We start from the raw sequence: 13,660 nt of genomic DNA, 5'->3' as shown, positions 1-13,660 counted from the left end.
TATAGATGGCGCAGCTGCCGCATACAAAAGCAAATGAGGAGAAACTGGCATGAAAAAAGACGATATGATTATGAAAATGGGGATTGTCCATATCCTGGATTCTGTGGTTGGAATGCCGGTGCTTTCGGACTGTCCGATCGATATGGGTTCGAATCTGTGCGATTTTTTAAAGGCTCATATTGAAAAATTTACAGAGAGCGACGATATGAAGGTCTGCCAGTTTTCTGACGAATCTGAGGTGATGGGGCTGATCCAGAACTGTAACGCCGAAAATTTTGTCCAGACGAGCAGGGCATTGTGTGAAAAGCTCTATGGGATCATGAATTCGAATATCGATATTCCGGCGGCGGACGTTGCGGTTGTCGTTTTTTCTGCGGAGGGCGTCAATTATTTCGGATTTTTGAAATTAAATTATAAAACTTCCTATACTCATGCAACGAAGGCTACCGAAACCGGAGAAAATTTAAACGATATCATTTTACAGAAAGCGATCCTGCCGTCTGCCGGACAGAAGCTTTCTGAGGCATTTTTAGTGAATCTGTCGAATGGAGAAATTTTGCTGACAGAGAAAAAATTCGAAGTAAATGGTGAAAAGAAGCTGTACTTTTCCGAACTGTTTCTGGAATGTCATGCACCGATGTCTCAGAAGACAAAGCTGGATATCGTGACAAAAGCAGTGGAACAGGTCAACAAAAAATACTATGGAGATGAGGACACCCGGCGAAAGATGGAAGTCAAGCAGGCGATCTATGATGAGCTGGAGGAAAAGGGGAGCCTGGAGGTCGAAGCGGTCAAGGAGAAAGTTTTTAAGGACAGTCCGCAGATGCAGGCAGACCTGGAGGAAAAGCTGGAAAAATATAACATGGAAAAAGAAGTTGTCAGGCCCAAGAGCGAGGCGACGATCAAAAAGTTCCAGAAGCAGCACCTGACGACGGACACCGGCATCGAAATCACGATTCCGATGGAAGAATATAAGGACCCCGAGAAGGTAGAATTTATCACAAATCCCGACGGGACGATTTCCGTGCTGATCAAAAATATCGGGCATTTGAGCACCAGATAAAAATGCCCTGATAAGTACCTTCCGACGTGAAAGCTTTTACGCTTTTGTTTCTAAAAAAGACCACAACAAAGCGTGCAGTGGGCTTGAAAAGCGTTTCAAAAGTAGTATGATAAAGAAAAAAGGGAAAATGGAGGAATCATTGTTATGGCAAGAAAAGTAGTGCTGGCAGGCGCATGCAGAACAGCAATCGGCGTAATGGGAGGAACTCTTTCCAAAACTCCCGCACCGGATCTGGGCACTGTTGTAATCAAAGAAGCCCTGAAAAGAACCGGAATCAAACCGGAGCAGGTAGATGAAGTATATATGGGCTGTGTCATTCAGGCAGGTCTTGGTCAGAACCCTGCAAGACAGGCAGCAGTCAACGCAGGGATTCCGGTAGAGGTTCCTGCAACTACGATCAACGTACTGTGCGGCTCCGGCATGCACTGTGTAAACCTGGCTGCCAAGCTGATTGCCTCCGGTGATGCGGATATCATCGTAGCTGGCGGTATGGAAAATATGTCCATGGCTCCTTATCTTCTGTACAATGCAAGATTCGGTTACAGAATGGGCGCTGGAAAGATGGATGATGCGCTGATCCGCGATGCCCTGACGGATGCATTCGGCGGCTATCATATGGGTATTACTGCTGAAAATATTGCAGAAGACTGGGGACTGACCAGAGAGCAGCTGGATGAGTTTGCAGCATGGAGCCAGCAGAAGGCACAGAAAGCGATTGCAGAGGGCAAGTTCAAGGACGAGATCGTTCCGATGGAAGTAAAACAGAAAAAACAGACCGTTGTATTTGATACTGATGAGGGACCCAGACCGAATGTAACGGCAGAGAGCATCAGCAAACTGCGTCCTGCATTCAAAGAGGGTGGTGTCGTAACCGCCGGCAATTCTTCCGGTATCAACGATGCAGCGGCAGCGCTGATCGTTATGAGCGAAGAAAAGGCAAAGGAGCTGGGCGTAAAGCCGATGGCTACCTGGGTAGCAGGCGAGCTGGCAGGCGTAGAACCCCGCATCATGGGTATCGGACCGGTTGCAGCAACCCGCAAGGTAATGAAGAAAGCCGGCTACGAAATCGGTGACTTCGACCTGATTGAGGCAAACGAAGCATTCGCAGCACAGTCTGTAGCAGTTGCGCATGACCTTGGCTTCAACAACGATATCTTAAACGTCAACGGCGGAGCAATCGCCCTTGGTCATCCGGTAGGAGCATCCGGCTGCCGTATTCTGGTAACCTTACTTCATGAGATGGAAAAGAGAGATGCAAAGAAAGGTCTTGCTACTCTTTGTGTTGGCGGCGGCATGGGTTGTGCAGCGATCGTAGAGCGCGAGTAAGACAAAAAACTTCGATAACCTTCCAGATGTTTTGGATAGAATTTCATAACATAATTTCAAAAACGGTTCTGCTGAGCTCTATAGAGTTGGCAGGACCGTTTTTGCCGTGGGTTAGAAAAAAACTTCCGGACTGGATTTTGCTGTAGCAGAGGGAAACCATGCGCCTGAAAATCCCTGCATGTTCTTCTGGCACGGAATCTGAAAGTGTGCTAAAATATTTGTATACTGCGATTTTTATCGGAATGGAGAAGTTAATTTATGGCAAATACTGAAAAGGTCCGTTTAAATAAATATCTTTCCCAGGCTGGCATCTGTTCGAGAAGAGAAGCGGATGTCCTGATCGAAGGGGGAAAAGTGTCTGTGAATGGCAAGATTGCAGATCCGGGTATGCGGGTCAACGATCTGGACAAAATTACAGTTGAGGACAAACCGGTCGGACATCGGGAGAAAAAAGTGGTGCTGGCTTATTACAAGCCGGTTGGAGTGACCTGTACAGAAAAGGACAAGCACGCCCAGATCACGATCCGTGATGTCGTCGAATATCCGGTACGTGTAACCTATGCAGGACGCCTGGACAGAGATTCGGAAGGCCTTTTACTGCTGACAAACGATGGTGACTTAATCAATGGTCTGATGCGTGCGGCAAACTTTCACGAAAAGGAGTACCTCGTCCGCGTCAATAAGCCCATTAGCCGGGATTTCCTCAAAAAAATGTCGGACGGTATGCTGTTAAAGGATTTAAATGAGCGTACCCGTCCCTGCTTTGTAAAGGAAGAAGGAAAATTTGTCTTCCGTATTATCCTGACGCAGGGCTTAAACCGCCAGATCCGCCGGATGTGCAAGACCCTCGGCTATGGCGTTCTAAGCATCAAACGTGTGCGTGTGGCAAACATTCTGCTGGGTAAATTAAACCCGGGCGATATTCGTGCAGTCACCGGTGCAGAGTTAAAAGAGCTGTACTATGAAGTCGGGAAAAATGCCAGCCGTCCGGCGCATCCTGCATGGGAAAAGGAACGGCAGCCTGCTGCGAAAAAAGAAGCCCAGACCGGCGCTGCAGAGCCAAGAGTGAACGGACGCATAGCGAATGCAGGAATGCAGCGCAGCGGTCAGAATCCGGCTCACCGGAATGCAGGCGGCTACGCAAAAACGGCTGACCGCAGGCAAGGTACAGACGGTGCTCGCAAAGCAGAGCAGCGCGGTACCTACCGGAGTGCCACCGACAGCCGCACAAATGGTACCTACCGGAGTGCCACCGACAGCCGCACGAATGGTACCTATCGGAATGGTTCCGGATCCGGACAGACAGGAGCACAGAAAAAACGATATGAATGATACAGACAGAATGAAAGAACTGGTCTCGAAGTTGAATGAGGCTGCAAAAGCCTACTATGCCGAAGACCGGGAAATCATGAGTAATTTAGAATATGACAGGCTCTACGACGAGCTGGTTGCCCTGGAAGAAAAGACCGGAGTTGTGCTGGCAGCGAGTCCGACCCAATCGGTTGGTTATGAAGCAGTAGACGAACTTCCCAAAGAGCGTCACGAAAGCCCGATGCTTTCCCTTGGAAAAACGAAAAGCCGGGAAGAGCTGGCAGACTGGCTGGGAGATCAGAAAGGTTTGCTTTCCTGGAAGCTGGACGGTTTGACCATTGTGTTGACGTACCGGGACGGAAAACTGTTTAAGGCGGTCACGAGGGGAAATGGCGAAATTGGCGAGGTCATCACACCGAACGCTAAAACCTTTGTCAACGTGCCGTTGCAGATTCCTTATCAGGGAGAGCTGATCCTGCGGGGAGAAGCGGTCATTACCTATGCGGATTTTGAAAAGATCAACGGCGAAATCGAAGACGTGGACGCTCGGTACAAAAATCCGAGAAACCTCTGCTCCGGTTCCGTGCGCCAGCTAAACAGCCAGATCACTGCGCAGCGAAAGGTGCATTTTTTTGCATTTGCACTGGTGCGTGCAGAGGGTGTGGATTTTAAAAACTCAAGGGAAGAGCAGTTTTTATTCTTACAGAAGCAGGGCTTTGAAACGGTAGAATATAAAGCGGTAACTGCGGACACAATGCAGGAGGCAGTTGCCTGGTTTGAAGAAAAAATCACAGATTATCCGGTTCCGTCCGACGGGCTGGTACTGCTTTTGGACGATATCGCTTACGGAGAGTCGCTTGGAAGAACGGCAAAGTTTCCGCGCAATGCCATTGCATTTAAATGGGCGGACGAGCAGGCAGAGACGACGCTGCGCGAGGTGGAGTGGAGCGCGAGTCGTACCGGACTGATTAACCCGGTTGCGATTTTTGACCCTGTGGAGCTGGAGGGGACAACCGTAAGTCGCGCCAGCGTTCACAATGTCAGCATTGTAAAAGAATTAAAGCTCGGCATCGGCGACCGGATTACAGTCTATAAGGCAAACATGATTATCCCGCAGATCGCGGAAAATCTGACCAAAAGCGGTACGCTGGAAATTCCCTGCACCTGTCCGGTCTGTCAGGGAGAGACCCGAATCGTAAAAGAAAACGATACGGAGACGTTAGTCTGCCCGAACCCGGACTGCGATGCCAAAAAGATCAAATCTTTTACGCTGTTTGTCAGCCGGGACGCGATGAATATCGACGGACTTTCCGAAGCGACGCTGGAAAAATTTCTGGCGGAGGGCTTTTTGCATACCTATGCAGATCTGTTCCATCTGGACAGACACCGGGATGCGATTATGCAGATGGACGGCTTCGGCGAAAAATCGTATCAGAATCTCGAAGCGAGCGTTGAAAAAGCGAGACATACAAATCTTGCACGCCTGATTTACAGCCTTGGAATCCCGAATATCGGAATTGCCAATGCACGGATGATTTGTCGGGAATATAAAAATGATCTGGACAAAATGCTCGCTGCACCTACAGAAGAGCTGGCGGCGATGGATGGCGTAGGACCAGTCATCGCAGGTGCGTTTGTGGATTTTTTTGCCCAGGAAAAAAATAAAACTGCGCTGGAGCTTTTATTAAAGGAAGTGGAGCTGGAGCAGGAAACCTTTTCAGAAGAAGCCCTGCCGCTTTCCGGGCAGTCCTTTGTTATTACGGGCAGCCTGAACCACTTTGAAAATCGCAGTGCCTTAAAGGAAAAGATCGAAGCCCTCGGCGGAAAGGTAACCGGAAGCGTGACGGGCAAAACCGTCTGTCTGATCAACAATGACAGTACCTCCAATTCCGCCAAAAATAAAAAAGCGCGGGAGCTGGGCATAGCTGTACTGACAGAAGAAGAGTTTATGAAGCAGTATCTGGAAAAATAACCGTCCGGACGAATTTATTCAAAAGAAGCGCCGCACAGCGGCAGGAAAGTGAGAGAGAAAATGCCGATTAAAATACAGAGTGATCTGCCTGCCAGAGAGATTCTGGATAATGAAAATATTTTCGTGATGGACGAATATCGTGCGATGCACCAGAATATCCGCCCATTGCAGATCTGTATTCTGAATCTGATGCCGGTCAAACAGGATACGGAGCTGCAGCTTCTTCGGTCGCTGTCCAATACGCCGCTGCAGGTGGACGTGACCTTTATGAAAATGAACAGCCATCTGTCTCTGAATACCTCTGCAACACATCTGAATAAATTTTACGATACGTTTGATGATTTGAAATCCAACAAATACGATGGCCTGATTATCACGGGCGCACCGGTGGAACAGATCCCCTTCGAAGAGGTGGATTACTGGAAAGAACTCTGCGAAATTATGGAGTGGTCAAAGACCCACGTCCATTCCACGTTCCACATCTGCTGGGGCGCTCAGGCAGGTCTGTATTACCACTTCGGACTCGACAAACGCCTGTTGCCGGAAAAGCTTTTCGGGGTATTTGAACACCGTGTGTTAAACCGCAAAGAGCCGCTGGTGCGCGGATTTGACGATGTTTTCTGTATCCCCCACAGCAGACATACCGAAACACCTGCAGCGCTGATCCATGCCTGCAAAGAGCTGACCGTTATGGCAGAATCGGACAAAGCGGGAGTTCTTTTATGTATGACTGAGGGCGGACGCCAGATTTTCGTCATGGGACATCCGGAATACGATCGCTACACGCTGGATGGAGAGTATAAGCGCGACCGCGACAAGGGACTTCCGATCCATGTGCCGGAAAACTATTATCCGGAGGACAATCCGGAGAAGAAACCGCTCCTTTCCTGGCGTGCACACTGCAACGGATTGTATACAAACTGGCTAAACTACTATGTATATCAGACCACTCCGTATGATATTCGGGAGATTTGAGAAAATACGGACGGAAATGGGCATCCCTTTGCGAAAAAGGGATTAGTTGTTTACTTTTTGAAAAAAATAGCTTATAATCAACTATGAATGAAAAAATGTTGTAGAAATACAAGAAGGAGAAGGATTATGGAAATTTCAGCTTTACAGAAAGCCAGATATGAGTATGCTCCGAAGCTTCCCGGCATGCTGAGACACGGCATTGCAGATATCTGCGTTAAGGAAGGCGAAGAGACTCAGAGCGTTGCAGATCAGGAGAAGATCAAAGCGCTGTTCCCCAATACCTACGGTAAAAAGGAGATCACTTTCCAGAAAGGTGCGAACACTTCCGTTGCGAAGAAGCAGGTTGTAGGCGTTATCCTTTCCGGCGGACAGGCTCCTGGCGGACACAACGTTATCTGCGGTTTATACGATGCATTAAAGGCAACCAACCCGGAGAACGTACTGTACGGCTTCAAGAACGGTCCGAGCGGTCTGATCGAAGACGATTATCTTGTTTTTGATGACGAGTATATCAATGCATACAGAAATACCGGCGGTTTCGATATCATCGGTTCCGGCAGAACCAAACTGGAGACTCAGGAACAGTTCGCAATCGCTGCTGAAGTCTGCAAGAAGCACGGCATCACCGCAATCGTTATCATCGGTGGCGACGATTCCAACACCAACGCAGCTGTACTGGCTGAGTACTTCGCTGCAAACAACACCGGCGTACAGGTAATCGGCTGCCCGAAGACCATCGACGGCGACTTAAAGAATGAAGATATCGAGTGCTCTTTTGGTTTCGATACCGCTGCAAAGACCTACAGCGAAGTAATCGGTAACATCGAAAGAGATGCAAACTCTGCTAAGAAATATTGGCACTTCATTAAGGTTATGGGCCGCAGCGCTTCCCATGTTGCTCTGGAGTGCGCACTGGAAACCCAGCCGAACATCTGCCTGATTTCCGAAGAAGTTGCAGCAAAGAAGATGTCCCTGTCCCAGATCGCTGACTACATCGCTGATTCTGTAGCAAAGAGAGCAGCAAAGGGCATGAACTTCGGTGTTGCAATCATCCCTGAAGGCGTTGTAGAATTCGTTCCCGAGTTCTCCGCACTGATTGCTGAGATCAACGAGCTGTTAGCAGGCAGCAAGGCAGATGCGTTCAATGCACTTCCTACCTGGAAAGAAAAATATGCGTTCATCGAAAACGGTCTGTCTAAAGAATCCATGGCTGTATTCGCAATCCTGCCGGAAGGCATTCAGCAGCAGCTGTTCCTGGAGAGAGATCCTCACGGCAACGTACAGGTTTCCCTGATCGAGTCCGAGAAGCTGTTCTCCGCTCTGGTAGCTGACAAGCTGGCTGAGAGAAAGGCTGCAGGCACATACAACGGTAAGTTCAATGCACTGCATCATTTCTTCGGTTACGAAGGAAGATGTGCATTCCCTTCCAACTTCGATTCCGATTACTGCTACTCCTTAGGTTACAATGCATTCATGCTGATCCAGTATGGTTACAATGGTTACCTTTCCAAGGTTTCCAACCTGTCCAAACCGGCAGCTGAGTGGGTTGCAGGCGGTATGCCCATCACCAAGATGATGAACATGGAGAGAAGACATGGCGAAGACAAGCCTGTTATCCGTAAGGCTCTGGTTGAGCTGGATGGCAAGCCCTTCAAATACTTCGAGGCACACAGAGAAGAGTGGTCTGAGAACACCTGCTATGTATATCCGGGTGCAATCCAGTACTACGGACCTGCAGAGGTTTGTGATATCACAACCAAGACTCTGGCTCTGGAGAAGGGCGAATAATTCTCCCAACTTCAAAAATCAACAATAGAATGCACGCTCTGCGAGCATTCTATTGTCATGAATAAAGAGCGCCGCAAGACGTATACAGCAGAATGTGCTTTGCGTACATTCTGCTGATAGAAAAACTGCCGCACATCAGATGAGAGATCATCCGGGTGCGGCAGTTTTTATTTCATAGGAAAATGCGTCCTATGAAATAAAAACGCGCTACGAGGATGCGCACTCGGCGCAGGGGTAGATGGTTGCCGAAGCAACCGCGCCTCGGCGCGAGAATGTGCTTTGGCACATTCTTTTATGAACCAATGTGTAAAGAGCATTAAAAAACCCGATCAGGTCAGTCGCAAAGGGCATACCAACCAGATCGGGAAGGGGGTCTTGGATAATAGTTTTAGTTCGCGGGCGCTTCTTCTTCGTTTAAATTCTCCTCACACACTTCTTCGAAAGAACGGTGCTCTGCGCGTGCTTCTTCCTTTGCGTGCTGGAAGAATGCTCTGGTTTCTTTTACAATGACACCGCTCAATGCGAACAACGCGATCATGTTCGGGATAGCCATCAGACCGTTGAAGATATCAGCGATGGTCCAGACAGCGCTCACCGTCATGTAAGGTCCGATAAAGACAGCCAGAATGTAGATCCACCGAAAGATCTTAACGTGCTTCATATTGCCGCCGCTTAAATATTCCAGGCAGCGTTCACTGTAGTAATCCCAGCCAAGGATTGTCGTAAAGGCGAAGAATACAAGGCAGAGCATCAGAATAAAGGAAGAAAACTGTGCAGGAAACGGAAGACCATGCTGGAATGCATAGGTTGTAACCTGAACACCTTCCAGACCTTCTACCTGCCATGCACCGGTCAGAACAATGGAAAGACCGGTTAGGGTACAGATGATGATCGTATCGATAAAGGTACCAGTCATGCTGACAAGACCCTGACGGACAGGAGAGTTCGTCTGGGCAGCAGCCGCAGCGATGGGCGCGCTTCCCAGACCGGCTTCATTGGAGAAAATGCCGCGGGCAACACCCTTCTGCATTGCGATGAGCATGCTGCCGACTGCACCGCCGGTAATCGCTTTTGGAGAAAACGCTGCGGTTACGATGGTTGCAAACGCTGCAGGCACTTTGGTGATGTTGCAGCAGATCAGGATCACTGCGAATACAAAATAGATGACTGCCATGAAGGGAACGATGATCTGGCTGACGCTTGCAATTCTCTTGACGCCGCCGATCAAAACAGCTGCGACGCAGAAGGAGAGAATCAGGGAAGCAATGACAACGGACCAGGAATATTCGCCAAGGAACGGCAGAATTTTTACAGTAAAGGCATCGTTTGGATCAAAGAAACCATGTACTGCACTGGAAATACCATTGACCTGGCTGAAGGTACCAATGCCGAAGAGACCGACACAGACGCCGAAGAAGGCGAAAATCTTTGCGAGCCATTTAAAATTTTTGCCCATGCCGAGTTCAATATAGTAGAAGGGACCGCCGAGGCTGTGTCCGTCTTCAGCAACGGTACGGTATTTGACTGCCAGCAGACCTTCGGAGTATTTGGTTGCCATGCCGAGAAACGCTGCTACAACCATCCAGAACAGAGCACCGGGACCGCCTGCACAAACCGCTGTAGCGACACCGACGATATTTCCGGTACCGATCGTTGCACTCAGTGCGGTACAGAGTGCGGAGAAGCTGGAAATTTCACCTTTTCCGCCTTCCTCATTTTGAAGCATCCATTTCAGTGCAAGGGGAAGCTTACGAATCTGGAGCAGACCGAGGCGGATGGTCAAAAGCAGTCCGCCGGCGATAATCAGTACCATCAACGGTACACCCCAGACAAAGTTGTCGATTATATTCAGAGCTTGATTGATAGAAGTCCACATGGTATTCGATCCCTTTCTTATTCTTTGCTGCAACAGATATTCTTTGTTACAACAGATTTTTGGCCGCAGATGTCTTTCTGATGCCATGCTACGCTATGCTATGCTATGCGTAAGGAAAGCGTTTCGAAATGAAAGAAGGGATTTGGAATCACTCGTGAAAATAGAAAGGGCAGTGTGCCGGACTGGTTTATTCGCCGGAAAAACGAAATATCCGCTGCGCAGACAGATATCGTTTAAAGCATGATAGAATATAAGATTTACGAATTATTCCATACTGCGAATAAAAAGAGACTGCACCAAAAAGAAATCCTTTTGCGTCAGTCTCAGGAAGATATAGAATACTTGCGTAATATCTTCTCTGTCCTTTTACCTGAGAGATTCATACGAGAAATTCGTATGTTGCACCTTCGGCCCCCGGCTGATCCGGGTGTCTCCAGAGAGTCGATCCATTTACAGTTGCGCTGCAAACTACAGCACCTGAGAGTTTTACTCCTTCGGTAGACAAAATGTCTTTTCCTGCAAACTTCATTTCGAAATTGCCTATGGGCAATATGATATACGCAAATATGATATTTTTCAAGAGAAAAATTAAATTTTTATAAAAATCCGCCGCAAAGGTCAGAACTCTGCGGCGGATGTATTCAAAATGCGATTTTTATCAGAACAGTGATGTGCTGCTTTTGCACAAGCTACAGCTGCTCGGCGCGCTTTAGGGCGTCATCAATATGAGCACAGAAGTTGTCGGCACCGACTTTTTCGATAAAGCCGTTTTTTCCCATGACACGCCAGGGTTGTTCGTTGACATGGGAGAAAATCAGCTGAATGCCTTTTTTCTGACAGTCCTCGTAGAGCTTTTCAAGGTTATGCATGGCGGTCGCGTCGATGGCGCTGACACTTCTCATACGAAGGACGAGACAGCGGCGCTTTTCGTCGAGGGTGATTTTCAGAATCTTATCCGCAGCGCCGAAAAAGAGGGGACCACTGATTTCATAAACTGTAATGTGACTGGGTACAACGCGCAGGGCAAGGCTGTCCGCATCGTCGTCCTCATCGACATATTTCCAGCCTTCTACTTCTGTAACGTCGCTCATACGTTTCATAAACAGAATCGCAGCGAGCAGGATGCCGACCTCGATGGCAACGACAAGATCGAATACGACCGTCAGAACAAAGGTGCTGACCAAAACGATAATATCGCTCTTCGGAGAGGTTTTACAGAGGTTGACAAAGGTTTTGATGTCACACATATTATAGGCAACCATAAACAGGATCGCTGCGATAACCGGCATAGGAATCAGGGCAGCGTAGGGCATCAGGACAACCAGGATCAGCAGAAGGACAACAGAATGCACCATTCCGGCGATCGGAGTGCGACCGCCGTTTTTGATGTTTGCGGCGGTTCTGGCGATGGCTCCGGTGGCGGGGATGCCGCCGAAGAGCGCGGAGGTGATGTTTCCGGCACCCTGTGCGATCAGTTCCATATTGGAGCGGTGACGGCTGTTTACCATGCTGTCCGCAACAACACAGGAGAGCAGGGACTCGATTGCTGCTAAAATCGCGATCGTAAAGGCGTCTGGCAGGACGTTCTGAACGGTTGTCAGGGAGAACGCCGGAAGCGAAATCGCCGGCAGCTTATTAGATATTTCATACAAATCCCCTATCGTATTGACGTTCAGGTGCAGACCAGCTACCGTAGCACTGCCAGCAATTACGGCGATCAGGGAAGCGGGAATCCGTTTTAAAAAGCCGGGAAGCATCGGCCAGAAAATCAGGATGGCGAGGCTGAGAGCGCCAACAAGCAGCGCTTGTATGTTCAGCGTGCCGATAAAGACGAAAACAGCCTTTAATTTATCCATCGTTTCAATCAGCGGTTCATCGGTAACGATGCTCAGACCGAGAAAATCCTTGATCTGACCGATAAAAATCGTTACAGCGATACCGGAGGTAAAGCCGGTTGTGATCGTATATGGAATAAACTTAATGAGGTTGCCGAGGCGCAGCAGACCCATCAGGATCAGAATCACGCCTGCCAGCAGAGTAGCGATAATCAGTCCGTCCATGCCGTTTTTTGCAACAATTCCGGCGACGATCGTTGCAAATGCTGCAGTCGGACCTGCGATCTGGACGCGGCTTCCGCCCAGAAAAGAGATGACAAAGCCTGCTGTGATCGCAGTGTAGATACCTTTTTCCGGTGTGACGCCGGAGGCAAGGGCGAGGGCGATGGACAACGGAAGAGCGATGATTGCAACGATAATGCCGGCAACCACATCTTTGACAAACTGCTCACGGGTGTAGGTTTTCATGACAGAAAACAGCTTCGGTTTTAATTTTTCCATGTGGAAAGTTCCTTCCTTTGAGTAAAATAAGAGACGGTAGACTGTACGATTTTAGAAGATATATTCGAATGATAAAAAAAGAATATGAATCATTAAATTTTTATAAAAACGCACGTTTTTTATCATAAGACAAATTGGAAGAAATTGCAAGAAAAATCGATAAAAGCAAAATCTACGCCTGAGAGGAAGAGCGATGAAAAAGAATCCTGCTCTACAGGATTCTCCGCCTGCGGCGGGTCGCGTAAGCGACATTCTACCATTCCGCCGCAGTGCGATCCTCGCGGAGCGTTTTTATCGTATAAAAACGAAGTTTCCTATACGATAGGAATTGCCGCTCAGTCCTCGAATTTACGGACTGAGCGGCATTTTTTTGACGTTAAGACAAACATTTTCTAAAAACATCCTGAAAACCAAATACACAGCTTCCAAATTTTCAGGAATCCGTTTGAAACAGTTCCCCATACCCAACCTGATACAGCTCTTTCAACGCATTCAGCTCGCTGATGCGGATGTTGTATTTGTTCTGCTCGATCTTTTTATAAATGTCAGTTGTCATGTACACACCCCGCTCACACAGAAGCGCCGCCACCTGTGACTGGCTGTAACCGGCGTCCTGCCGGAGTTTTCTGAGATTCTGACCGATTCCAATTGGCTCCTGCTTTAATTTCATCGGTCACCGCCTTTTTCCTGTTGCACGAAAAAGTCATCAAACGAGTCCACCTCATAGACCTGTTTGAAGGCAAGTAATACACTGATGCGAATATTATGATGTCCGGATTCCATCTGCGAAATAATTTCACGGCTCATGGAGATTCCCATCAGTTCCAGCTGTGCTGCAGCCCGTTCCTGTGAATATCCGGCACGTTTTCGCAAAATGCGCAGATTCTCCCCGATCGAGACATCCTGAGATAGTTTGGTAGACATAGATTGCGGCTCCCGTCTGAAATACTGGAATAAAACCGTTCCAATTTTTAGTTTACAAATTTTCCGACAGAATATTGGAACGAAAACAT

General features: G+C 48.3%; 10 protein-coding genes and 1 riboswitch. Of the genes, 6 read left to right on the top strand and 4 right to left on the bottom strand.

Annotation, left to right across the window (positions count from 1 at the left end; translation table 11 throughout):
* Positions 1-49: 49 nt before the first annotated feature.
* From OCV62_RS01445 to OCV62_RS01420, 6 genes are all read left to right on the top strand, one after another.
* Positions 50-1,063, top strand: coding sequence for a nucleoid-associated protein (locus OCV62_RS01445; protein ID WP_262584778.1), 1,014 nt, complete (start codon positions 50-52; stop codon positions 1,061-1,063).
* Between the two features lie 144 nt (positions 1,064-1,207).
* On the top strand, positions 1,208-2,389 hold the full coding sequence (locus OCV62_RS01440) for an acetyl-CoA C-acetyltransferase (RefSeq protein ID WP_021914332.1): 1,182 nt from the start codon (positions 1,208-1,210) through the stop codon (positions 2,387-2,389).
* 258 nt (positions 2,390-2,647) lie between these two features.
* Complete coding sequence (locus OCV62_RS01435; RefSeq protein ID WP_317258827.1) at positions 2,648-3,721, top strand: pseudouridine synthase; 1,074 nt, start codon at positions 2,648-2,650, stop codon at positions 3,719-3,721.
* Entirely contained in the window at positions 3,714-5,672 is a 1,959-nt protein-coding gene (gene ligA / locus OCV62_RS01430) for an NAD-dependent DNA ligase LigA (RefSeq protein ID WP_262584875.1), read from the top strand. The genes OCV62_RS01435 and ligA overlap by 8 nt, the downstream gene beginning before the upstream one ends.
* A 60-nt stretch (positions 5,673-5,732) precedes the next feature.
* Positions 5,733-6,647, top strand: coding sequence for a homoserine O-acetyltransferase MetA (metA, locus tag OCV62_RS01425; RefSeq protein WP_021914329.1), 915 nt, complete (start codon positions 5,733-5,735; stop codon positions 6,645-6,647).
* A 126-nt stretch (positions 6,648-6,773) separates the two neighbouring features.
* Entirely contained in the window at positions 6,774-8,435 is a 1,662-nt protein-coding gene (locus tag OCV62_RS01420) for a diphosphate--fructose-6-phosphate 1-phosphotransferase (RefSeq protein WP_021914328.1), read from the top strand.
* 388 nt (positions 8,436-8,823) lie between these two features.
* Here the strand turns inward: OCV62_RS01420 and OCV62_RS01415 are convergent, their stop codons facing one another.
* The 4 genes from OCV62_RS01415 to OCV62_RS01400 all read right to left on the bottom strand — a co-directional run bounded on the left by OCV62_RS01415 (position 8,824) and on the right by OCV62_RS01400 (position 13,571).
* Positions 8,824-10,311, bottom strand: a complete 1,488-nt coding sequence (locus tag OCV62_RS01415) for an alanine/glycine:cation symporter family protein (protein WP_262584777.1) — start codon at positions 10,309-10,311, stop codon at positions 8,824-8,826.
* A gap of 348 nt (positions 10,312-10,659) precedes the next feature.
* A riboswitch (glycine riboswitch) is annotated at positions 10,660-10,758 on the bottom strand.
* A 242-nt stretch (positions 10,759-11,000) separates the two neighbouring features.
* The gene (locus OCV62_RS01410) at positions 11,001-12,647 is read right to left on the bottom strand and encodes a SulP family inorganic anion transporter (protein ID WP_262584775.1); all 1,647 of its coding nucleotides are present in this window, start codon (positions 12,645-12,647) and stop codon (positions 11,001-11,003) included.
* A gap of 433 nt (positions 12,648-13,080) precedes the next feature.
* Complete coding sequence (locus OCV62_RS01405; protein ID WP_021915850.1) at positions 13,081-13,317, bottom strand: helix-turn-helix domain-containing protein; 237 nt, start codon at positions 13,315-13,317, stop codon at positions 13,081-13,083.
* Positions 13,314-13,571 (bottom strand): helix-turn-helix domain-containing protein, encoded by a 258-nt coding sequence (locus OCV62_RS01400; RefSeq protein WP_021915849.1) that lies wholly within the window; start codon positions 13,569-13,571, stop codon positions 13,314-13,316. The genes OCV62_RS01405 and OCV62_RS01400 overlap by 4 nt, the downstream gene beginning before the upstream one ends.
* Between the last annotated feature and the right edge of the window lie 89 nt (positions 13,572-13,660).

It is taken from the genome of Gallintestinimicrobium propionicum, from assembly GCF_025567525.1.
In the GTDB taxonomy this organism is placed as follows: domain Bacteria; phylum Bacillota; class Clostridia; order Lachnospirales; family Lachnospiraceae; genus Gallintestinimicrobium; species Gallintestinimicrobium propionicum.
Note: the sequence above shows the minus strand (reverse complement) of the source record. Positions and strands in the feature narration are given on the sequence as shown.

Excerpts from the sequence above, each read along its gene's own strand:
- OCV62_RS01420 (WP_021914328.1), top strand. The coding sequence starts at position 6,774 with ATGGAAATTTCAGCTTTACAGAAAGCCAGATATGAGTATGCTCCGAAG.
- OCV62_RS01415 (WP_262584777.1), bottom strand. The coding sequence starts at position 10,311 with ATGTGGACTTCTATCAATCAAGCTCTGAATATAATCGACAACTTTGTC.
- OCV62_RS01410 (WP_262584775.1), bottom strand. The coding sequence starts at position 12,647 with ATGGAAAAATTAAAACCGAAGCTGTTTTCTGTCATGAAAACCTACACC.
- OCV62_RS01400 (WP_021915849.1), bottom strand. The coding sequence starts at position 13,571 with ATGTCTACCAAACTATCTCAGGATGTCTCGATCGGGGAGAATCTGCGC.
- OCV62_RS01405 (WP_021915850.1), bottom strand. The coding sequence starts at position 13,317 with ATGAAATTAAAGCAGGAGCCAATTGGAATCGGTCAGAATCTCAGAAAA.
- OCV62_RS01440 (WP_021914332.1), top strand. The coding sequence starts at position 1,208 with ATGGCAAGAAAAGTAGTGCTGGCAGGCGCATGCAGAACAGCAATCGGC.
- OCV62_RS01445 (WP_262584778.1), top strand. The coding sequence starts at position 50 with ATGAAAAAAGACGATATGATTATGAAAATGGGGATTGTCCATATCCTG.
- metA (WP_021914329.1), top strand. The coding sequence starts at position 5,733 with ATGCCGATTAAAATACAGAGTGATCTGCCTGCCAGAGAGATTCTGGAT.
- ligA (WP_262584875.1), top strand. The coding sequence starts at position 3,714 with ATGAATGATACAGACAGAATGAAAGAACTGGTCTCGAAGTTGAATGAG.
- OCV62_RS01435 (WP_317258827.1), top strand. The coding sequence starts at position 2,648 with ATGGCAAATACTGAAAAGGTCCGTTTAAATAAATATCTTTCCCAGGCT.